This is a genomic window from Brevibacterium permense (genome assembly GCF_013280495.1).
In the GTDB taxonomy this organism is placed as follows: domain Bacteria; phylum Actinomycetota; class Actinomycetes; order Actinomycetales; family Brevibacteriaceae; genus Brevibacterium; species Brevibacterium permense.
Genome location: NZ_JABSSX010000002.1, coordinates 450,292 through 471,511, shown reverse-complemented (window position 1 = coordinate 471,511; position 21,220 = coordinate 450,292). Strand labels below are relative to the sequence as shown.

At 66.0% G+C, this 21,220-nt stretch carries 20 protein-coding genes; 18 read left to right on the top strand and 2 right to left on the bottom strand.

All coding sequences use genetic code 11. The features are described from left to right. The first annotated feature begins 7 nt into the window (after positions 1–7). From steA to HK353_RS04855, 18 genes are all read left to right on the top strand, one after another. Complete coding sequence (gene steA / locus HK353_RS04940; protein ID WP_173153163.1) at positions 8–1,246, top strand: putative cytokinetic ring protein SteA; 1,239 nt, start codon at positions 8–10, stop codon at positions 1,244–1,246. Continuing rightward, positions 1,239–2,231 carry a copper transporter gene (locus tag HK353_RS04935; RefSeq protein ID WP_173153160.1) on the top strand — a complete coding sequence of 331 codons (993 nt, stop codon included), beginning with the start codon at positions 1,239–1,241 and terminating at the stop codon, positions 2,229–2,231. The genes steA and HK353_RS04935 overlap by 8 nt, the downstream gene beginning before the upstream one ends. Further along, positions 2,228–3,097, top strand: a complete 870-nt coding sequence (locus tag HK353_RS04930) for a hypothetical protein (RefSeq protein WP_173153157.1) — start codon at positions 2,228–2,230, stop codon at positions 3,095–3,097. Before HK353_RS04935 ends, HK353_RS04930 begins: the two co-directional genes overlap by 4 nt. Then, positions 3,094–4,890 (top strand): lipid II flippase MurJ, encoded by a 1,797-nt coding sequence (gene murJ / locus HK353_RS04925; protein ID WP_173153154.1) that lies wholly within the window; start codon positions 3,094–3,096, stop codon positions 4,888–4,890. The genes HK353_RS04930 and murJ overlap by 4 nt, the downstream gene beginning before the upstream one ends. Next, on the top strand, positions 4,887–6,035 hold the full coding sequence (locus HK353_RS04920; protein WP_173153151.1) for a glycosyltransferase family 4 protein: 1,149 nt from the start codon (positions 4,887–4,889) through the stop codon (positions 6,033–6,035). The genes murJ and HK353_RS04920 overlap by 4 nt, the downstream gene beginning before the upstream one ends. Before the next feature lie 33 nt (positions 6,036–6,068). Continuing rightward, positions 6,069–7,205, top strand: a complete 1,137-nt coding sequence (locus HK353_RS04915; protein ID WP_173153148.1) for a glycosyltransferase — start codon at positions 6,069–6,071, stop codon at positions 7,203–7,205. A gap of 26 nt (positions 7,206–7,231) precedes the next feature. Beyond that, positions 7,232–8,893, top strand: a complete 1,662-nt coding sequence (locus tag HK353_RS04910) for a CTP synthase (protein ID WP_173153145.1) — start codon at positions 7,232–7,234, stop codon at positions 8,891–8,893. Positions 8,894–8,981: 88 nt separating this feature from the next. Further along, positions 8,982–9,746, top strand: a complete 765-nt coding sequence (locus tag HK353_RS04905; RefSeq protein WP_173153142.1) for an NUDIX domain-containing protein — start codon at positions 8,982–8,984, stop codon at positions 9,744–9,746. A 6-nt stretch (positions 9,747–9,752) separates the two neighbouring features. Then, the gene (gene xerD / locus HK353_RS04900) at positions 9,753–10,703 is read left to right on the top strand and encodes a site-specific tyrosine recombinase XerD (RefSeq protein WP_173153139.1); all 951 of its coding nucleotides are present in this window, start codon (positions 9,753–9,755) and stop codon (positions 10,701–10,703) included. Positions 10,704–10,741: 38 nt separating this feature from the next. Then, on the top strand, positions 10,742–11,608 hold the full coding sequence (locus HK353_RS04895; protein ID WP_173153136.1) for a ParA family protein: 867 nt from the start codon (positions 10,742–10,744) through the stop codon (positions 11,606–11,608). A 17-nt stretch (positions 11,609–11,625) separates the two neighbouring features. After that, positions 11,626–12,516, top strand: a complete 891-nt coding sequence (locus tag HK353_RS04890) for a segregation and condensation protein A (protein ID WP_342589818.1) — start codon at positions 11,626–11,628, stop codon at positions 12,514–12,516. After that, positions 12,513–13,166, top strand: coding sequence for an SMC-Scp complex subunit ScpB (gene scpB, locus HK353_RS04885; protein ID WP_173153133.1), 654 nt, complete (start codon positions 12,513–12,515; stop codon positions 13,164–13,166). Before HK353_RS04890 ends, scpB begins: the two co-directional genes overlap by 4 nt. 17 nt (positions 13,167–13,183) lie before the next feature. Further along, positions 13,184–14,044, top strand: coding sequence for a pseudouridine synthase (locus HK353_RS04880; RefSeq protein WP_173153130.1), 861 nt, complete (start codon positions 13,184–13,186; stop codon positions 14,042–14,044). After that, positions 14,041–15,189 carry a prephenate dehydrogenase gene (locus HK353_RS04875; RefSeq protein ID WP_173153127.1) on the top strand — a complete coding sequence of 383 codons (1,149 nt, stop codon included), beginning with the start codon at positions 14,041–14,043 and terminating at the stop codon, positions 15,187–15,189. Before HK353_RS04880 ends, HK353_RS04875 begins: the two co-directional genes overlap by 4 nt. After that, positions 15,186–15,845, top strand: a complete 660-nt coding sequence (cmk, locus tag HK353_RS04870) for a (d)CMP kinase (protein ID WP_173153124.1) — start codon at positions 15,186–15,188, stop codon at positions 15,843–15,845. The genes HK353_RS04875 and cmk overlap by 4 nt, the downstream gene beginning before the upstream one ends. Next, complete coding sequence (der, locus tag HK353_RS04865; RefSeq protein ID WP_173153121.1) at positions 15,842–17,353, top strand: ribosome biogenesis GTPase Der; 1,512 nt, start codon at positions 15,842–15,844, stop codon at positions 17,351–17,353. Before cmk ends, der begins: the two co-directional genes overlap by 4 nt. Then, positions 17,354–18,724 (top strand): AI-2E family transporter, encoded by a 1,371-nt coding sequence (locus HK353_RS04860; protein WP_245395773.1) that lies wholly within the window; start codon positions 17,354–17,356, stop codon positions 18,722–18,724. 146 nt (positions 18,725–18,870) lie between these two features. Further along, positions 18,871–19,497: an L-threonylcarbamoyladenylate synthase gene (locus tag HK353_RS04855; RefSeq protein WP_173153119.1), complete on the top strand. Its 627-nt coding sequence runs from the start codon at positions 18,871–18,873 to the stop codon at positions 19,495–19,497. Between the two features lie 250 nt (positions 19,498–19,747). Here the strand turns inward: HK353_RS04855 and HK353_RS04850 are convergent, their stop codons facing one another. Further along, entirely contained in the window at positions 19,748–20,452 is a 705-nt protein-coding gene (locus HK353_RS04850; RefSeq protein ID WP_139908273.1) for an ABC transporter ATP-binding protein, read from the bottom strand. Further along, entirely contained in the window at positions 20,452–21,219 is a 768-nt protein-coding gene (locus HK353_RS04845) for an ABC transporter ATP-binding protein (protein WP_173153116.1), read from the bottom strand. Before HK353_RS04845 ends, HK353_RS04850 begins: the two co-directional genes overlap by 1 nt. Position 21,220: the final 1 nt, after the last annotated feature.

The window sequence follows — 21,220 nt, the reverse complement described above, 5'->3', positions numbered from 1 at the left end:
GCGGACCATGAAAGTGCGCAGACACCGTGAGAACCTCACCGCACCGACCCGGTACGGTCCCGCTCCTGCACGCTTGGATCGACGCACGAAGAATCTGACGAAACGCCTCCAAGCAGGCGACATCGCCATCATCAAGCACTCCGATATCGACCGCATCTCCGCCGAAGCCCTCGTCGCCTGCCGGCCGGCCGCGGTGATCAACGCCGACAAGTCGATCTCCGGCCGCTACCCGAACCTCGGTCCGAGCATCATCGTCGACGCCGGCATCCCCCTCATCGACGCCGCCGGTGCCGACATCTTCGATGCGGTCGACGAAAATGCCGAGATCTCCATCGAAGGCGCCACCGTATACGCAGGCGAAACCGAGGTGGCCACGGGAATCCTGCAGACCGCCGAGACGATCTCCGAGGACATGCACGCCGCCGAAGCCGGAATGAACTCCGTGCTCGTGGACTTCATCGACAACACGATCGAATACATCCGCAAGGACTCCGACCTGCTCTCGGCCGAACTCGTCGTGCCCGAGGTCAAGACGACGTTCACCGACCGGCATGTGCTCATCGTCGTCCGCGGGTACCACTACAAGGAGGACCTGGCGATGCTGGCCTCCTACATCCGCGAATACCGACCACTGCTCATCGGCGTCGACGGCGGAGCCGATGCCATCATCGAAGCCGGCTACCGACCGGACATGATCGTCGGGGACATGGACTCCGTGTCCGACACCGCTCTGACCTCGGGTGCCGAGATCGTCGTCCACGCCTACCGTGACGGCACGGCACCTGGCACCGAACGGGTCGAAGCCCTCGGAGTCGAATGCGTGGCCTTCGCGGCCTCGGGCACGAGCGAAGACATCGCCATGCTGCTCGCCGATGACAAGGGTGCCGAACTCATCGTCGCCGTGGGCACCCACGACACCGTCATGGAGTTCCTCGACAAGGGCCGCAAGGGCATGGCCTCGACCTTCATCACCCGACTGCGCGTGGGTTCGAAGCTCATCGACGCCAAGGGCGTCTCCCTGCTCTACCGGCAGCGCATCTCCAGCCTGCAGCTGGCCGTGCTCATCATCGCCGGACTCGTCGCCCTCGGTGTGGCGATGACCGCGACCTCGGCCGGACAGACCTTCCTCGGCCTCATCGGCGCCCAACTCGACGGCCTCTTCGGCTGGATCGGCTCCCTCTTCGGCGGCGACCCCGCAGCATCGACCGACTCCGCCGGCCTCATCCAAGGACTGACCAGTGATTGATTTCCGCTACCACCTCGTCTCCCTCGTCTCGGTGTTCCTGGCGCTGGCCGTCGGCATCGTCCTCGGTGCGGGACCGCTGAAGGAACCGATCGGGGAGTCCTTGCAGAGCCAGGTCGACGCCCTGCGCTCGGACCGCGACAACCTGCGCTCCGACCTCGACGCCGCCAAGGGCAATATCGACAAGCAGAACGAATTCGTCACCGCCGCGGCCCCGGAACTCATCGACGGCACCCTCGACGGGCAGGAAGTGAGCATCATCGCCGCCCCCGAGGCGGACTCCGAACAGGTCGAAGAGGTCAGCAACCGGGTCAAGGAAGCCGACGGCACCATCGCCGGCGACGTCTCGTTTGTGCCGAACACGCTCAGCCTCGAGGATTCCACTCAGTTCCTCAAGAGGCTTCGCACCGTTGTGCCGAGCCTGCCGAAGGACGATTCGACCGCGATCCGCGCCGCCCTCGTCATCGCCCTGACCGGTGACGCCTCGATGCTCGAAGACGAGGACGACCGGGCCGATGCGGAGAAGCAGGCGGCGAAGCTCTACGACGTCTTCGTCGAAGCCGACCGTCTGCGGACCGACACGGACCACAAGACCACTTCGCTGTTCATCGTCATCGACGATGAGAACTCGACACTGGCCGAGGACACCGAACCCAGCCCGAAAGCCACCGACGACAAGGGCACCCGCACCCTCGTCACCGACTTCATCACCGCGCTCACCGCCGAAGCGAACTCGGTGGTCGTCGCCGGCGACGCCGGATCGGCACAGAACGGACTCGTCAACGTGCTGCGGACGGAGAAGTCCCGTGCCAGCACCGTCGACGGCCTCGGCCTCGGCGCCGGTCCCGTCATCACCGTGCGCGCGCTGGCCTCCGGAGAAGCCGGAAAGCACGGACACTTCGGATTCGCCGAGGACGCCGAAGGCATCCTGCCGGCCAAGATCGAAGAGAAGCAGTCCGACGACACTTCGAACGGAGACGAGAAATGATCCGCTCCATCGTCAGCACCGCCGTCGCCGGACTCGCCGGCTTCGCCGCGACGAAAGCCGTGCTCAGATCACGGCTGCGCACCCACGATTCCGTGGTGCGCACCAACCACGCCGGACACGACGTCTCGCTCGCCGAAGGCCCTGCCGTCGCGGCGGGACTGCTGGCCGGCAGCCTGCTCATCGAAGATTCACGGCAGCGGTCGGCGACTCTGCTGGCCACGGCCGCGGCGGGCAGCCTCGGCGCCGTCGACGACTTCTGCGAATCCGGATCCTCCAAAGGACTGCGCGGTCATCTGTCGGCCCTTGCCCGCGGGGAGATCACAACCGGGGCCATCAAGGTCACCGGCATTCCGCTCGCCTCGATCGCGGCCGCCGCGATTCTGCGCAGCCGCACCCGGCCGTCCGGACTCTTCGGCTCCACGCACTCGCCAAGCGACCGGCCCTGGTACGCGGCCGCCGCGGATGTCATCGTCACCGGGGGAGTGATCGCGGGCTCTGCGAACCTGTTCAACCTCCTCGACCTGCGGCCGGGCCGGGCTCTCAAGACCGGAGCACTGACCTTGGCATTCACCGACCACCATCGCCGCGTGTCCTGGGCACCAGCCGGAGCGATCGCGGGAGCGACGGCCGCAGCCTGGCCCGATGACCTCGCCGGTGATTCGATGCTCGGCGACACCGGAGCCAATTCCCTGGGAGCGGCGATCGGCGTGATCCTCGCCGAAACCGCCACACCGGCACAGCGACGACTCATCCTCGCTGTCCTCGCCGGACTCACCCTGGCCAGCGAGAAGGTCTCGTTCACCTCCGTCATCGAATCGACTCCGGGACTGCGGGAGATCGACTCGTTCGGCCGCGAGGTCGTGTGAACAAGCTCGTTCGAGTCCTCGCCTCCACGGCGCTGCTCGTATCGATCATCACCCTGCTGACCCGTTTGGTCGGCTTCTTACGCTGGTTGGTGTTCTCGGCAAACGTCGGCGCCGGCACCGTCGGCACCGCCTACCAGAGTGCCAACCAGGTCCCGAACATCCTCTTCGAGGTCGTCGCCGGAGGCGCCCTGGCCGGAGCGGTCATCCCGCTGCTCGCCGTTCCCTTGGCCAGATCGGACCGGGAGACCGCCGGACGCATCGCCTCCGGCCTGCTGACCTGGGCGGTCAGCGTCACCTTGCCCCTGTCGATCCTGCTGGCCGTGTTCGCTCCGGAGATCGCGAGGATCCTCGTCGATGAGAAGACGAGCGCCGCGGGAGTGCAGGCGACCGTGGAGCTGCTGCTCATGTTCTCCCCGCAGCTCGTCCTCTACGGAATCGGCGCCGTTCTCACCGGAGTGCTGCAGGCCCACCGGAAGTTCCTGTGGCCGGCGTTCGCCCCGCTGCTCTCCAGCCTCATCGTCATCGGCAGCTACATCGCCTACAGTTCCGTCGGCGGCAGCGACGATACCTGGCAGACCCACCTCGGCTGGCTCGGCTGGGGCACCACCGTCGGCGTCGCAGCCCTCGCGCTGCCGCTCGCCCTGCCGATGGCCACGACCGGGCTGAAGCTGCGCCCCACCTTCTCCTTCCCGCCCGGAGTCGCCCGCCGTGCGCTGCGCCTGGCCGGAGCCGGAATGTCGGCCCTGCTCGCCCAGCAGGCCGCTGTGCTCGCGACCCTGAGCCTGGCCAACCACGTCGGCGGGGACGGCACACTCGTCCTCTTCAGCTACATCAACGCCGTCTACCTGTTGCCCTACGCGGTGCTCGCCGTGACCGTGGCGACGGTGGTCTTCCCGACCTTGTCGACCTGGGTGGGACGATCCACCGACACCGAGGCGACCGAGCACAGACGTGCGGAAGCCGGGGCGCGGATGCGGTCGGTGACCTCGACGACGACGGCCCTCATCATCGCCATCGGCGGACTCGGCGCCGTCGTCCTGCTCTCGGCAGCGGGCCCCCTGCAGACCTTCTTCATCGCCATCGACGCCGAAAGCGAATCCGCTGCCCCCTTCGACTCCATGGCCACGGCGATCATGGTCATGGCCTTGGCCGTGCCCGGGTGGTCCTTCGTGGCGTGGGGCACCCGCGTCTTCTATGCGGTGGAACGCTCGCGCTATTCGGCTGCCGCCACGACGACGGGGTGGATCCTCGTCATCGTCGGGATGGTCGGAGCCATCCTCGTGACCGGCTCGAACGGCAATCCCGGATTGACCCTCATCTGCATCTGCAGCGGATATGTGCTGGGCATGACCGTCGCCGGAGTGTTCCTGCTCGTGAACATGCGCCGCGTCCTCGGCCCCACCGGACTCGCCCTCGTCGGACGCCGATCGCTGCTCGCACTCGGGGCCGCCATCGTCGCAGGCACCGCCGGAGTCGTGACCTCGCAGTGGTTCGGGGGACTCCTCGACAACTCGGCAAGCTCCGCGGTCATCGCCGGAATCGTCGCTGCCCTCCTCGGCTGCATCGTCTTCGGACTCATCGTGCTCGTCGTCGACCGCGGCTTCCTCGGAGAGGTCCGCGGCCTGCTCGCCGACCGGAACCGGGCCGGCGTCAACGACGAGACGACCGTGCATGCCGCCGAGGCGAATTCGGCTGCATCAAGCACCGACAGCAGACCCGGCACGCACAATGGAGACCACGGACCCAGCGACACCGACAGGACCAGCGACACCGACAGGGAGGAAGACTCATGAGAATCGTCTTCACCATCGGCACCTCGACCGGGGGAGTCGGCACCCACGTGCATGCACTCGCCCGCGACCTCGCCGCCGCCGGACATGAGATCGGCGTCATCGGACCGGCCGCCACCGACGAACACTTCGGCTTCTCACTGCTGCCCGGAGTCCGATTCGGCGTCCTCGAACTCGGCACCGGAATCGGCGCCTCCGACGCCGCCCTCATCCGCCGACAGCGCACACTGCTGCGCAGCTTCTCCCCGCAGATCGTCCACGCCCACGGTTTCCGCGCCGGGCTCATCACCCTGCTGACCCTGCGCACGCTGAAGACCCAGCCGAAGTTCGTCCTCAGCCTTCACAACCAGGCCAGCGGACAGGGGCTGCGCGGACGAGTCGAAACCCGAGTCGAGACGATGCTCGCCCGCGGGGCCGACCTCGTCCTCGGCGCGAGCACCGACCTCGTCGACCGCGCCCGCGAACTCGGTGCGCAGACCGCCCGCTTCCTCCCGGCCGCCGCACCCGAGGTGATTCACATATCCGCCGAGGCGGCCGCCGCTACCCGCGCGAGATTGGCCGAGGAGTTCGACTTCGATCCTGGGGCACTCATCGTCCTTGCCGTCGGTCGCGTCGCCGAACAGAAGAACTACCCGATGCTCGTACGCGGGCTCGCCCGCCTCGGCGAGGAGAACCACCCCGACGAGATCGTCGCCCTCGTCGCCGGTGCCGCCGACGAGGAGGTGCTCGCTGACGTCCGCGCTCAGCACGACGCCGCCGCAGCCGCCTCGGCGATTCCGGCTCTGCATTTCCTCGGTCCCCGCGATGACATCGCCGAACTCGCGGCGGCTGCGGACATCTACGCGCTCACCAGCGTGTGGGAGGCCCGAGCGCTCGTGCTCCAGGAGGCGCTCATCTCGGGCAAGGCGATCGTGGCCACCGCCACCGGCGGCAGCGCCGAACTCGTCGGCGACGCGGGGATGCTGATCGACCATGACGACGATGCCGCCTTCGCCGCAGCCGTGGCCGAACTCGCCGTCGATCCGGCCCGCCGCGCCGAACTCGGAGCCAATGCCCGGGCGCGCGGAGCGGAGCTTCCCGATGAGAGGGAAGTCGCCGAAGAACTCGCAGGTCTTTACACGGAACTCCTGTCTGCCCAGGTAGGCTAGAACCAGCGTCGAACGAAAGTAGAGGATGAGGAAATGAGCGAATCCGGCGAGGTCAACCCACTAAGCGCAGACACGAGGATTCTGCACGTGCTCGCCGATACCACCGGTCCCGTCGTCGAAGTGGCGAAGCTCGCCGTGCTCGGTCACCTCCGGGCCGGTTTCAAGGTCGCCGTCGCCGCGCACCGGTCACTGCTGGGCACCTTCGGAGTTCCTGAGGAACTGGCCGACGAATTCCGCGAGATCGAACTCACCGCCCGTCGCCGACTCACGACCGCTGACCCCGGCTCCGCCTTCACTCTTCACAAGTACTACCAGCACGTGGACATCGTCCACGCGCACGGACTGCATGCGGCGACGCTCGCCGGACTGGCCTTCACCGGTCTGCCCGCCCGCCTGCATCCGAAGGTCGTCGCCACCATCGAATCCTTCGACTCCGCCAACGTCATCGAGAAGACCGGAGCCGAGATCGTCGGACGCACGGCCACCGCAGTGCTCGGCACGACCGAACCCGTCGTCGACTACTACGGTGGCCGCGTCCCGGTCGTCGAACGCGCCGAACTCGTCCACCCGGACATCGACGCCGACCTCACCGTGCGCACCCCGCGTGCCGAGGTCCGTCGCGAACTCGGCCTGTCCGAAGGCACCTGGATGGTCGCCAGCCCCATCGCGCTGCGTGACCACACTGCCCTGGCGACGGTCCTCGACGCCGCCGACCAGATCAACCAGCGCCGCCGCGACCGCAAGGTCGTCTTCGTCCTCACCGGCACCGGCAAGGACCGCTCGACGATCTCCCGCGAATTCTCCGACCGCGGAGTCCTCGTGGCACCGGCCGGAGACCTCGTCGATGTCGTGGCCGCCGCCGATGTCGTCATCGCCAGCGAGACGATGACGGGACTGTCCCACGAAGACCTCATGCAGCTGTCGAAGCCCGCGGTCTTCATCGGCAGCGAACGCCGCGCCGGCATCTGGGGAGAGGCCGCGAAGGCCGTTCCCGCCGACGACACGGAGGCGCTGCTGCGTGAGATCAATCATCTTCTCGACGACCCGGCCGGACGCGGAACCTCCGCCGTGGCAGCAAAGAAGCGGGTCATCGACGTGAGCAACGGGGCGGCGATCTCGGAGACGCTGCTCGATCTGTACGCCGAGGTCGACGCCGTCTCGGATTCGTGAGCCGGACTTTGATAGAATCAAATTCCGTGGTGAATCGAACTGGCCCTGGCGGCACACATACGGCAAAGCACATCTTCGTCACGGGAGGCGTCGCCTCCTCGTTGGGCAAGGGTCTGACGGCATCGAGCCTCGGCCATCTGCTTACTCAGCGCGGCCTCACCGTGGCCATGCAGAAGCTGGATCCCTACCTCAACGTGGATCCTGGCACCATGAACCCCTTCCAGCACGGTGAAGTCTTCGTCACCGAGGACGGTGCCGAGACCGACCTCGACATCGGCCATTACGAGCGCTTCCTCGACAACGACCTCGACGGCGCAGCGAACGTGACCACCGGACAGATCTACTCTTCGGTGATCGCGAAGGAGCGCCGCGGCGCGTACCTCGGCGACACCGTCCAGGTCATCCCGCACATCACCGATGAGATCAAGGCACGCATGCGTGCCCAGGCCGAACGCCCCGAGGCGGACCGCCCCGACGTCATCATCACCGAGATCGGCGGCACCGTCGGCGATATCGAATCCCAGCCCTTCCTCGAGGCGGCCCGCCAGGTCCGTCACGACATCGGCCGGGACAACGTGTTCTTCATCCACGTCTCCCTCGTGCCCTACCTCGGACCCTCCGGAGAGCTGAAGACGAAGCCGACCCAGCACTCTGTGGCCACCCTGCGCTCCATCGGCATCCAGCCCGATGCGATCGTGCTGCGCTCCGACCGCGAGCTGCCGGATTCGATCCGCGCGAAGATCGCCGGCGCCTGCGACGTCGAGACCGAAGCTGTCGTGTCCTGCGTCGACGCCCCGAGCATCTACGACATCCCGAAGGTCCTCCACGACGGCGGCCTCGACGTGTTCGTCATCCGCAACCTCAACCTGCCCTTCCGCGACGTCGACTGGACGAAGTGGGACTGGGTACTCGAACGCGTGCACAACCCGTCCCGGGAAGTCACCATCGGCATCGTCGGCAAGTACATCGACCTGCCCGACGCCTACCTCTCCGTCACCGAGGCGCTGCGCCACGGCGGCTTCGCCAACGACGCGAAGGTCAAGATCAAGTGGATCCAGTCCGATGACTGCTCCACCGAAGCCGGCTCGGAAGCGGCGCTGTCCGGCCTCGACGCGATCTGCGTGCCCGGCGGCTTCGGCATCCGCGGCATCGAAGGCAAGCTCGGCGCACTCGAATACACCCGGACCAACGGCATTCCGACCCTCGGCCTGTGCCTGGGTCTGCAGTGCATGGTCATCGAATACGCACGCAACGTCGCCGGCATCGAGGCGGCCTCGTCGTCCGAATTCGACCCCGAGACCACAGTTCCGGTCATCGCGACCATGGCCGAGCAGCTCTCGATCGTCGAAGGCGAAGGCGACCTGGGCGGCACCATGCGCCTGGGCACCTACGAAGCCAAGCTCACCGAAGGCAGCGTCGTGGCCGGCGTGTACGGTGACACGACGATCAGTGAGCGTCACCGTCACCGCTACGAGGTCAACAACACCTACCGGGATCAGCTCGCCGAGGCGGGGCTCGAGTTCTCCGGAACCTCACCGAACGGTGAGCTCGTCGAATTCGTCGAACTTCCGCACGAGACGCACCCGTTCTACGTCTCCACTCAGGCGCACCCTGAGCTGAAGTCGCGTCCGACCTCTCCGCATCCGCTGTTCGCGGGTCTGGTCGCCGCCGCTCTCGAGCGTCAGTGACCATTGTCCATCGTCACAGCGAATGCCGTCGGCCAGAGCGCCGGCGGCATTCGCCGTTCCACCACCGTCGAGTTTCGGGAGGCAGCCGATGAGCACTCAGCACGATGAGATCCTGCAGGACGATCCGGTGATTCCGCCGATCACCTCCTCCGAGGTCGTCTACGAAGGCGCAGTGTGGGATATCCGCAGAGAGACCTTCGACCTGCCCGAGGCGTCCGGGCTCGTCCGAGATCTCATGGCGCACACCGGTGCCGTCGGTGTCGCCGTCGTCGATGACGAGCAGCGGATCCTGCTGGCCCAGCAGTACCGGCACCCCGTCCGGGCCAGGCTGTGGGAGGTCCCGGCCGGTCTGCTCGACGTTCCCGGAGAGGACCCGCTCGATGCGGCGAAGCGGGAACTTATCGAGGAAGCCGACCTCACGGCCGACCACTGGGACGTCCTCAGCGACTCCTGCCTGACCCCGGGCGGCAGCTCGGAGACGATGCGTCTCTACCTGGCCCGCGGGCTGTCCTCCGTTCCCGAAGCCGACCGTCACGAACGCGGCGAAGAAGAGGCGGGCTTCCGTTACGCCTGGGTCGGCATCGACGACGCACTCGCGGCCGTGACCGATGGACGGATCACCAACGCGATCGCCCAGCTCGCGATCTTCCAAGTCGACCGGGTGCTGCGCGCCGAAGCGGCGGGAGCACCGGTGGAGTTCCGTTCCGTCGATGCGCCGAGGCGACTCGTCGACGGCCGCCCCGATTTCGGCCGTGGTGCTCAGGTCGAGACGACCGGTTCGGCAACGGCGGAGACGACCGGCTCCGGTGGCGGGGACGCGCAGTCCGCACAGGTCGGCTCGGGCGAGGACTGAGACCCTGTGGCTCGGCACGGCGCCGAACTCCTGCCGGAGAATCTGCCCGGAGACCTGCGGCGCGCCTTCGAGTCCTATCTCGCCTCCCTGCGGTTCGAACGCGGACTGTCGATGAACTCGATCGACGCCTATGCTCGTGACCTCGCCCGGTACGGAAGCTGGCTGACCGATGACGGGGTGAGCCGCCTCGGCGAGGTCGATCGACAGAAGGTGGAGAACTTTGCGCTCCACCTGCTCGATTCGGGCCTGGCACCGCGGAGTCGGGCACGCGCGCTCGTCGCGGTGCGGCGATTCCATACTTTCGCGCTAGGGGAGAACCTCGCGCCCACGGACCCCGCTTCCGAGGTCAGCCCACCGCAGGAAGGACTGCGGCTGCCCAAAGCCTTGGCACTCGACGAGATCGAAGCGATGATCGCGACCACCGACGGTGAGGAACCCGTGCAGATCCGGGCCGCGGCCCTGCTCGAACTCCTCTACGCCACGGGAGCGCGCATCTCCGAGGCCGTGGGTGTCGACCTCGACGATCTCGACCTCGACTCGGGGCTCGTCCGGCTCTACGGCAAGGGCGGGAAGGAGCGGATCGTGCCCTTCGGATCCCACGCCGCCCGCGCCCTGGGAGCGTGGGTGTCACGCGTGCGTCCGTCGATGGCGGCGAAGGCGAGATCCTCGGCCCCGGCCGGGGCACTGTTCCTCAATGCACGCGGAACCAGGCTCTCCCGGGTCTCGGCGTGGCAGATCGTCAAGGATGCCGGAACGGCTGCGAAGATCGACGCCGAGGTGTCTCCGCATACGTTCCGACACTCGTTCGCCACGCACCTCCTCGAGGGCGGTGCGGACATCCGCGTCGTCCAGGAGCTGCTCGGCCATGCCTCGGTGACGACGACGCAGATCTATACGAAAGTCTCCGAGGAGACACTGCGGGAAGTGTACGCGACCTCGCACCCCCGAGCGCGGTAGGGTTGGATGAAGAGCAACGAAAGGTGGCCATCCGAGAGATGAATACGCAAGAGGCGTTGGATATCCCCCAGCAGCGGACCGCAAACGAGCCCCAGGACTTCCCGGAGCCTGCACCCCTGGCTTCGCACGGACCCGCCCGCATCATCGCGATGGTCAACCAGAAGGGCGGGGTCGGCAAGACGACCTCGTCGATCAACCTCGGTGCAGCTCTGGCCGCCTACGGACGCAAGATGCTGCTCGTCGACTTCGACCCGCAGGGCGCACTGTCCGTCGGGCTGGGCCTCAACCCCTATGAGCTCGACATCAGCATTTACAACCTGCTGATGAACCCGCGACTGGACCCGCACGAGGTCATCGTCGAAACGGAATTCGACAACATCGACATCCTGCCGGCCAATATCGACCTCTCCGCCGCCGAAGTCCAGCTCGTCGGCGAGGTCGCCCGCGAGCAGGTGCTCGCCCGTGCCCTGTCGAAGGTCGCCGACGAATACGATGTCATCCTCATCGACTGCCAGCCCTCGCTGGGACTGCTCACCGTCAATGCTCTGACCGCCGCCCACGGTGTCGTGATCCCGCTCGAGACCGAGTTCTTCGCCCTGCGCGGCGTCGCCCTGCTCGTCGAGACGATCGAGAAGGTCCAGGATCGGCTCAATCCCTCGCTCGAGGTCGACGGAATCCTCGCCACGATGTTCGACTCGCGGACCCTGCACTCGAAGGAAGTCATGTCGCGAGTCACCGAAGCCTTCGGCGACAAGGTCTTCGAAACCGTCATCAACCGCACCGTGAAGTTCCCCGACGCCTCCGTGGCCGCCGAACCGATCACGAGCTTCGCCCCGAAGCACGCCGGCTCCGAAGCCTACCGCCGACTCGCCCGGGAGCTCATCGCCCGCGGAGGCGCACCCTGAGCGACCCTGCAGCTGACGTGGAGGAAGCGGCATCTGATCCGACCGAGACCGCCTCCGGCGATGACATCGTGTCCGGCGATGACACGGCCTCCGAGAATGACGCCGCACAGGGGTTCCAGGTGCGGTTGGACAACTTCACCGGTCCCTTCGACCTGCTGCTCGGACTGATCTCGAAACGACGCCTCGACGTCACAGAGATCGCGCTGGCCGAGGTGACCGATGAGTTCATCGCCTACACCACAGAGCTGAAGGATCAGGCGAACCTCGCCGAGATCTCCCAGTTCCTCCTCGTCGCCGCGACCCTGCTCGATCTTAAGACAGCACGTCTGCTGCCCCACGAAGACGGTGAAGAGGTCCTCGACCTCGAACTGCTCGAAGCGCGCGACCTCCTCTTCGCCCGGCTGCTGCAGTACAAGGCGTACAAGTCCGTATCCGTGTACCTGGCCGAAGCGATGGCCGCCGGCTCGATCCGGGCCCCTCGCGATGTCGACCTCGAACCGGAGTTCCAGGATGTGCTGCCGCCGCTGGAGCTGAACATCGGTCCCGGTGAGCTCGCCGGCGTCTTCGCCACAGTGCTCCAACGCGACCACACCCCGCCGAGCGTCGCCGTCGACCATATCCACCTGCCGCTCGTAAGCGTGTCCGAGCAGCGCGGGCACATCCTGTCCCTGTTGCGCGCCGGAGACGTCGACTTCCAGGATCTGCTCGAAACAGCCGAGAACACCCTGGTCGTCGTGGCGAGGTTCCTCGCCCTGCTCGAACTGTTCAAGGTCGGCCTGTGCGACTTCGACCAGCCCGAACCTCTGGGACGGCTGCTCATCCACCGCACGGAGATGAACGAAGACGGAGTCGACCTGCGCACCGAAGGCGACTGGAGCGGAGACGAAGAAGAAGGGGAACAATCATGATCGATGACGAGATCCTCGCCGGCATCGAAGCCGTGCTGATGATCACCGATTCGGCCGTGACCGCCGAAGACCTCGCGGGCTCCCTCGGCCTCGACGAGGAGACCGTCCTCGAAGCAATCCAGACGCTCAAAGCCGACTACGACGGGGATGAGCACCACCGGCAGCGCGGGTTCGAGATCCGCCATGTCGCCGGCGGCTTCCGCATCTTCTCCCGCGGCGACTATCACGAGGTGGTCAAAGACTTCCTCACGGCTGGGCAGAGCGCGAAGCTCTCCCAAGCCGCGCTCGAGACTCTGGCAGTCATCGCCTACCGGCAGCCGATCTCCCGGCCCCGCATCGCAGCCATCCGCGGAGTCAGCGTCGACGGCGTCATCCGCACTCTGCTGCTGCGCGGACTCATCGTCGAAGCCGGCAAGGAGGCGTCCACCTCGGCGCTGCTCTACGCCACCACGCCGCAGTTCCTCGACACGATGGGCATGAACGCGATCGATGACCTGCCCGATATCGCCCCCTACCTGCCCGAAGACGCCGACGTCGCCGAACTCGGCGCCCAAGACACCGAAGTGCTCGCCGAGATCGACGGCGCCCTCGACGACGATCTCGACGATGACTCCGATTCGGCCGCCGAGATGTCACGAGTCGCTGATTGATTTGAGAGAATGGGTGTATGAGTCCCTACCGTGATCACCGCGCCCCCGGCGGGCGCCAGAACCGACCCAGCCGAAAACAGCGCGCAGCGACGGCGAATCAGGCCTCCAACCGGGGTGGTTCGGGAGCCGGTCGGACATCAGACGCCCACGTCAGCGGGGGTGTGCGGCTGCAGAAGGTGCTCGCCGAGGCGGGTCTGGGATCGCGCCGTGCCTGTGAGCAGCTCATCGCCGATGGCCGCGTCGAGGTCGACGGGTCCATCGTCACCGAACTCGGCACCCGGATCGACCCCGAAACACAGTCCGTGTACGTGGACACAGTGAGAATTTCGACACAGACCAAGAAGGTCTACCTCGTGCTCAACAAGCCCGCGGGAGTCGTGTCGACCATGAGCGACCCCGAGGGCCGTCCCTGCTTGGCCGACTACGTGCGGAACAACAACGAGCGCCTCTTCCATGTCGGCCGTCTCGACACCGAGACCGAGGGCATCATCCTGCTCACCAACGACGGGGAGCTGAGCAACCGCCTGGCCCACCCGCGCTACGAGATCCCGAAGACCTACCTCGCAAAGGTCAAGGGGCAGCTGGCGAAGGATGCCGGTGCGATCCTCAAGGCCGGAATCGACCTCGAAGACGGGTTCGTCAAGGTCGACGACTTCAAGCTCGTCGATTCGACCCCGGGCAAGTCCGTCGTCGAACTCACCCTCCATTCCGGCCGCAACCGCATCGTGCGCCGCCTCCTCGCAGAGATCGGTCACCCGGTGGAGCGCCTCGTGCGGCTGAAGTTCGGACCGATCGTCCTCGACGAGCAGAAGCAGGGCAAGATCCGCCCGCTGCGCTCCGACGAGGTCGGTGCACTGTTCGAAGCCGTCGGTCTGTGAGAGTCCACATCATCGGCACCGGCCTGCTCGGTGCCAGCCTGGGGTTGGCGCTGAGCGCAAAGGGCCATCAGGTGACCCTCGAAGACACCTCGCCGACGGCTCAGCAGCTCGCCGCGGATCTCGGTGCTGGTCAGGTGCTCAACTCGACGGCCGCCCTCGCCGAGGCGGCCGACCCGACCGTCGCCGATGATGCGACATCGCCTGCCGCGCACCCGGACATCGTCGTCGTGGCCACCCCACCCGACGTCGCCGCACGAGTCATCGCCTCGGCGCTCGAGGACTACCCGAACGCCACGGTCACCGACGTCGCCAGCGTGAAGACCCGCCTCCTCGAAGCGGTGCGCGAATTGGTCACGGAACCTCAGCTCGATCGCTATATCGGCTGCCATCCGATGGCCGGACGTGAGAAGTCCGGGGCGATCGCCGCCCAGTCGGACCTGTTCACGGCCCGGCCCTGGGTGATCTGCTCGGATGAGCAGACCCCGGCCGACCGCCTCGGCGAGGTCATCGCCATGGCCGAAGATACGGGTGCCTCGGTGCTCCACCTGGATCCGCGCATCCACGATGCCGCGGTCGCGAAGGTCTCGCACGTGCCGCAGATCGTGTCCTCCCTCGTCGCCTCTCAGCTGCGTCACGCACCGCTGGAGGAGATCTCACTGGCCGGGCAGGGGCTGCGCGATGTCACGCGCATCGCCGCTTCGGACCCGGGTCTGTGGACGCAGATCCTGACCGGAAACGCCGAAGAGGTCCGTTCCGTGCTCATCGATCTGCGCACCGAACTCGATGAGGTCATCGGCGCCCTCGAACTCGGGCCCGGGTCGACGGGACTGCTCGCCAAGGCGATCGCTTTGGGCAACGAGGGACACGACCGGATTCCCGGCAAGCACGGGCAGCCGCCGACCACCTATGCTGTTGTCACGATCCTGGTTCCGGATACGCCCGGAATGCTGGCCCGGCTGTTCAAGGACATCGGCGACCTCGGCGTCAATGTCGAGGACTTCCGGATGGATCACGCCTCCGGTCGGAAACTGGGCATGGTCGACGTGTCCGTGGTCCCGGCCATCCAGCAGGAGCTGGAGATCGGATTGCTGTCGAAGGGATGGCAGATCCCCGAATCCGCCATCGAGAAAGAAGGAACTGCATGAGCGTCGTAGCCATTGACGGACCGTCCGGAGTGGGCAAGTCGAGCACCGCCAAGGAGGTGGCGCGTCGACTGGGCTGCCAGTACCTGGACACCGGTGCGATGTACCGGGCGATGGCGTGGCTGTGCCTCAACCGCGGAGTCACCGACCCCGTCGACGTGCTCGAGCAGGTGCGCGGAGCGGATCTGGAGATCTCGCTCAGCCCCGACGAATTCTTCGTCTCCGTCGACGACATCGACGTCACCGAGGACATCCGCGGTGAGGACGTCTCGGCGAACGTGCAGACGGTCTCCGGTGTCATCGACGCCCGTGAGGAGCTCATCGAGATGCAGCGGGCCTATATCGCCGCCGCACCCGAGGGCATCGTCGTCGAGGGGCGGGACATCACCACAGTGGTGGCCCCCGATGCCGATGTGCGCATCCTCATGACCGCCCGCGACGAGGTCCGCGTGGCCCGGCGGGCCAAGGAAGTGCACGGCAATGCCGACGCCGAGGCGATCGCCGCCACCCAAGACCTCGTCACGGGCCGTGACGCCAAGGACTCCGCCACGACGAGCTTCTTAGAGGCCGCCGACGGAGTGTTCACACTCGATACCAGTGACATCGACTTCGACCAGGTGGTCGAGACGGTGCTGCAGCTGGTGAAGGACGCACAATGAGCGAATCCGAATTCCACGAGACACCTGACGAAGACCTTGTCGATCGAGTCGAAAGCATCAGCGACGAGGAGGCCGAGCAGCGGGCGACCGCGCTCGAGGCCGGACTCGAGAGCTATGAGCTCGAAGACGAGGACCGTGCGCTGCTGCGCGCCTACGGCTTCGATGAAGACGAAGACGAAGCGCTCGGTGCCGCACCGGTGCTGGCCGTCGTCGGTCGCCCCAACGTCGGCAAGTCGACGCTGGTCAACCGCATCCTCGGCCGCCGCGAAGCCGTCGTCGAGGACGTTCCGGGCGTCACTCGTGACCGAGTGAGCTACCGGGCGGAATGGAACACGAAGGAATTCACCCTCGTCGACACCGGCGGTTGGGACCAGGACTCGAAGGGCATGGCCTCGCGCATCGCGATCCAGTCCGAGGTCGCCGTGGACATGGCCGATGCCGTGCTCCTCGTCGTCGATGCCACGACCGGCCCGACCTCGACCGATGAGATGGTCGTGAAGATGCTGCGCAAGAAGAAGAAGCCGGTCCTCCTCGCCGCGAACAAGGTCGACGACGAGCGCGGCGAGCTCATGGCCGCCGAACTCTGGGGCTTGGGCCTCGGCCAGCCGTGGACTGTTTCGGCTCTGCACGGTCGGGGAGTCGCCGACCTGCTCGACGAAGTGCTCACGATCCTGCCTGAGGTCTCGGCCGTCGACACCCGCGTCGAGGAGGGCGGACCGCGTCGTGTGGCCCTCGTCGGTCGCCCGAACGTCGGCAAATCGTCCCTGCTCAACCAGCTCATCGGCTCCGACCGGGTGCTCGTCGACAATGTCGCAGGCACCACTCGTGACCCGGTTGACGAGCTCATCGAGCTCGGCGGGAAGCAGTGGCGCTTCGTCGACACTGCCGGTATCCGCCGTCGCGCCCATCAGGCCAGCGGTGCCGACTTCTATGCAGCGCTGCGCACGCAGACCGCGCTCGAACGCGCCGAGGTGGCCCTCGTCCTCATGGAGGTCCAGGACCCCCCGAGCGAGCAGGACGTCCGCATCGTCACGACCGCCGTCGAGGCGGGACGTGCCGTGGTGCTGGCGTTCAACAAATGGGATCTGCTCGATGACGAACGTCGCTTCTATCTCGAGCGGGAGATCGAACGGGATCTCGGCCACGTGGCATGGGCACCGCGCGTGAACATCTCGGCGAAGACCGGACGTCATGCGGAGAAGCTCGTGCCGGCGATGGAGACCGCTCTCGAAGGCTGGGACACTCGCATTCCGACGGGACGACTCAATGCGTTCCTCGGTGAGCTGGTCGCAGCCAACCCGCACCCGGTGCGCGGCGGTAAGCAGCCGCGCATCCTCTTCGGCACTCAGGCGCAGTCGCGTCCGCCGAAGTTCGTGCTCTTCACCACCGGCTTCCTCGATCCCGGATACCGCCGATTCATCATCCGCCGCCTGCGCGAGACCTTCGGCTTCAAGGGCACCCCGATCGAGGTGTCGATGCGCATCCGCGAGAAGCGTCGGGGACGCTGAATGAGCGAGGACGAGCAGGCGAAGGCGTCGGGCGCCGCTGACGGTGCGGCCGGATCAGCCGGCGATGCCGCGCGCCCGGCCGAGCCTGCGCCGTCCTCACAAACGGCGGGGGAGACTTCCGGGAGTTCCGCCTCAGCGGGGGACCGGACCGGTTCGGCCGCCTCGGCGACAGTGGGATCCACTACTTCAGATCCAACGGCGGGCACGGCTTCTGGAACTGTGGCGGGCGCGGCGGCCGATGAAGCATCCGGTGCCGACTCCGACGCAGCGGGCGAGGCACGGCCCTGGCACGCGCGGCCACCGGCGCGAGCGCTGATGATCGCGGTGACGCTGGCAGGGCTGGCGTACGCGCTGATGTTCTTCCGCGGACTCCAGGACATCGTGGCTCCGGTGTTCCTCGCGCTCAACTTCTACATCGTCGTCTACCCGGTGCAGCGGGCGCTCACCCGGATCAAGGTGCCGCGGGCGATCGGGGCGTGCATCTCGGTCGTGCTCGTGCTGTGCATGATCTTCGCGTTCTTCGGCCTCACGGCATGGTCAGTCGCCGAGCTCGTCATCCTCATCCCCAGCTACAGCAACGAACTCGTGGCCACCTACCAGAGCACTCTGGCACTGCTGTCGGACATCGGGGTGACCTCCTCGGTGATCCAACAGCAGCTCTCGGCTTTCGACGTCCGCTCCGTCCTCGACGCCGTCTACCCGCTGCTGACGAACCTGTCATCGGTTGCGGGCCTGCTGACCACGGTGATCATGGCGGTGTTCTTCGTGGCGATGGACTCGATGGGCATCGACAAGCGGATGGCGATGCTGCTCGATGTGAAGCCCTCGCTGTCGGCGTCGATCGGCGACTTCGCCAGTGGCGTCCGCCGCTACTGGGTGGTGGCCACGGTCTTCGGCCTCATCGTCGCATTCCTCGATGTCATCGCCCTGGCGATCATCGACGTCCCGCTCATCTGGGTGTGGGGAGTGCTCGCATTCCTGACGAACTACATCCCGAACATCGGATTCGTCATCGGCCTGATCCCACCGGCTCTGCTGGCGCTGGTCGACAGCGGCTGGCAGTCGGCCCTGTGGGTGGTCATCGCCTACAGCGTGCTCAACTTCGTCATCCAGGCGATCATCCAGCCGAAGTTCACCGGTGAGTCGGTGGGAGTGACTCCGCTGATCTCGTTCCTGTCACTGCTGTTCTGGGTGTGGATCCTCGGTTGGCTCGGCGCGCTGCTCGCACTGCCGGCGACACTGCTCATCAAGGCTCTGCTGGTCGACGCGGATCCGCGGGCCAAGTGGGTCAATATCCTTCTCGCCTCCGATCCGCGCACCGGCCGAGCCGAACTGGTCAAAGGGCTGAAGAAGCCAGTCACCTCTGCCTGACGAGTCCAGCGGGCCTGGACAGAACGCCCGGCGTTTAGCCTGGTCATGCTCGACTTTACGGCCGGATGAGTCCTGCGATCCTGCGCTTTAGGGTCGGTTGTCCGTGAACCCCTCGCACTGTGGCGGCAGAGTGGTTAGCATGAAGTATGGCGACACTACTGAATATCCATCCGGAGAACCCGCAGGACCGACTGATCGCGAAGGCTGCTGAGTCACTCAGGAACGGTGGCCTGATCGCCTATCCGACGGATTCCTGTTATGCCCTCGGCTGTGCCTTGGACAACAAGGAAGGCATCGAGCGGATCACCCGCATCCGTCATCTCGGCTCGAAGCACCATTTCACGCTGATGTGCCATGACTTCGCCCAGCTGGGTCAGTTCGTCATCGTCGACAATTCCGATTTCCGAGCCATCAAATCGATGACGCCGGGGCCGTACACGTTCATCATGAAGGCGACGAAGGAGGTTCCGCGCCGGATGATGCACCCGAAGAAGCATTCGGTCGGCGCTCGGATTCCGCAGAACGTCACGGCACTCGCCCTCGTCGAGGCGATGGGGGAGCCGATTCTGTCCTCGACGCTGCTGCTGCCCGGCGATGAGGATCCGCTGACTCACGCCGAGGATGTCATCGACCAGCTCGGCAATGACCTCGACATCGTCATCGAATCCGGTGTCCCCGGAGTCGTGCCGACCTCGGTCATCGACTTCACCGGACGGTACCCCGAGGTAGCTCGCGTCGGAGCCGGGGACGTCTCCCGGTTCCAGGATGAGTGAGACACCTGAAACGTTGGTCGCTTTGACCGGGCCGGGCTGACGGTACCGACCGTGTCCGCCGCTCCGACGGTACGAGCCGTCTCAGCCGTTCTGACGGCACTGGCCGTTTCTGTCGGACCGAAAGTGCGTGACCGATATCCGGAACGACCGGACAGATGAACTCAACGACATCTCGCCGAGGTGGCCGGGCCGCCTCGGCGAGATCTTTGTGCTGCGCAGTCTCCCTGCACGAGTGGGAGGCGTCCGTTCGTCAGAGGCCGAGGTAGGCCGCCTGCACCTCAGGGTTGTCGAGCAGCCGGGAGGCATCGTCAGCGAGAACGATCCGCCCCTCCGCAAGGACGTATCCTCTGTGGGCGATCGCCAGTGATGCCTTCGCGTTCTGCTCGCTGAGCAGGACGCCGATGCCGTTTCGATTGATCTGGGCGACTGACTCGAGCACCTGCTCGACGACGATGGGAGCCAAGCCCATCGACGGCTCATCCAGGATCAGCAGGCTCGGGTCGGACATCAACGCTCGTCCGATTGCGACCATCTGCTGCTGTCCGCCGGACAGGGATCCTGCCGGTTGCTTCGCCTTCTCTTTGAGGATCGGGAACATATCGAGGACCTCAGCGTAGACCTCTTCCGTCCGCGATCTGTTCCGGTGAGGATAGGACCCCAGACGCAGGTTCTTCTCCACCGACATCTTGCCGAACAGATGGCGACCTTCGGGGCAGTGCGCGATACCGGCCTTGACGATGGCATTCGGGCGAGCTCGTTGCAGCTGACGGCCCTCATAGGTGATCGACCCGGCACGGACACGCATCAGTCCGCTGATGGTTCTGAAGAGTGTCGTCTTGCCTGACCCGTTCGCTCCGAGGACCACGGTGAGCTCTCCTGGATTCGCCGTGATGCTCACCCCGTGGAGAACGTTCGTGGCATCGTACCCGGTGCTGACATTGTCGAGCGTGAGCATCAGTTCTCCTCCTGTGCTGTCGAACCGAGATAGGCACGGATGACGTCCGGATTCGTTTGGATCTCCGCCGGTGCGCCGAGCGCCAGCTTCTGCCCATGGTCGAGGACGAGGATCGTGTCCGCGAGGTCCATGATCATCGTCATCTTGTGTTCGACGAGGAGGACGGAGACGCCTCGCTGTGGCAACGACCGAATGAGGTTGCCGAAATCGACGGTCTCCTCTTCGGGGATGCCGCCGGCGGGTTCGTCGAGCAGCAGCAGCTCGGGCTCAGTGGCCAGCGCCATGGCCACTGCGGTGCGCTTCTGCACCTCCTGCGGAACATTGGACGCGAGATCGTGCCGATATTCCACGACTCCGCAGAACTCAAGAGCTTCCATCGCCTTGTCTTCGTTGATGCGTGATTCACGACGATGGCGAGGCGTGTGGAAGACCGCGTCGAAGACGTTGGACTTCGAACGGACGATTCGACCGGCCAAGACGTTTTCCAACAGAGTGCTGTCATCGAACAGGTTCGTTGTCTGGAATGTGCGGGCAATGCCGCCGGCGACAGTCCGGTGTGGGGACGAATGTGTGATGTCCTCACCCTTGAAGCTGATGGTCCCGGCTGTGGGCCGATAGAAACCATGGACAAGGTTGAACAGCGTTGACTTGCCTGCTCCATTGGGACCGATGACTGCGGTGATCTGACCTGCCTCGACGTCCAGACTGACGTCCTTGACCGCATCGAGCCCGCCGAAGCGCTTACCGAGGTCTCGTATTTCAAGCATT

Coding starts and splice junctions, on each gene's coding strand:
- HK353_RS04905 (WP_173153142.1), top strand. CDS start 8,982: ATGAGCACTCAGCACGATGAGATCCTGCAGGACGATCCGGTGATTCCG.
- HK353_RS04855 (WP_173153119.1), top strand. CDS start 18,871: ATGGCGACACTACTGAATATCCATCCGGAGAACCCGCAGGACCGACTG.
- HK353_RS04880 (WP_173153130.1), top strand. CDS start 13,184: ATGAGTCCCTACCGTGATCACCGCGCCCCCGGCGGGCGCCAGAACCGA.
- HK353_RS04930 (WP_173153157.1), top strand. CDS start 2,228: ATGATCCGCTCCATCGTCAGCACCGCCGTCGCCGGACTCGCCGGCTTC.
- HK353_RS04850 (WP_139908273.1), bottom strand. CDS start 20,452: ATGCTCACGCTCGACAATGTCAGCACCGGGTACGATGCCACGAACGTT.
- HK353_RS04915 (WP_173153148.1), top strand. CDS start 6,069: ATGAGCGAATCCGGCGAGGTCAACCCACTAAGCGCAGACACGAGGATT.
- HK353_RS04845 (WP_173153116.1), bottom strand. CDS start 21,219: ATGCTTGAAATACGAGACCTCGGTAAGCGCTTCGGCGGGCTCGATGCG.
- HK353_RS04895 (WP_173153136.1), top strand. CDS start 10,742: ATGAATACGCAAGAGGCGTTGGATATCCCCCAGCAGCGGACCGCAAAC.
- HK353_RS04860 (WP_245395773.1), top strand. CDS start 17,354: ATGAGCGAGGACGAGCAGGCGAAGGCGTCGGGCGCCGCTGACGGTGCG.
- HK353_RS04920 (WP_173153151.1), top strand. CDS start 4,887: ATGAGAATCGTCTTCACCATCGGCACCTCGACCGGGGGAGTCGGCACC.
- steA (WP_173153163.1), top strand. CDS start 8: ATGAAAGTGCGCAGACACCGTGAGAACCTCACCGCACCGACCCGGTAC.
- der (WP_173153121.1), top strand. CDS start 15,842: ATGAGCGAATCCGAATTCCACGAGACACCTGACGAAGACCTTGTCGAT.
- cmk (WP_173153124.1), top strand. CDS start 15,186: ATGAGCGTCGTAGCCATTGACGGACCGTCCGGAGTGGGCAAGTCGAGC.
- scpB (WP_173153133.1), top strand. CDS start 12,513: ATGATCGATGACGAGATCCTCGCCGGCATCGAAGCCGTGCTGATGATC.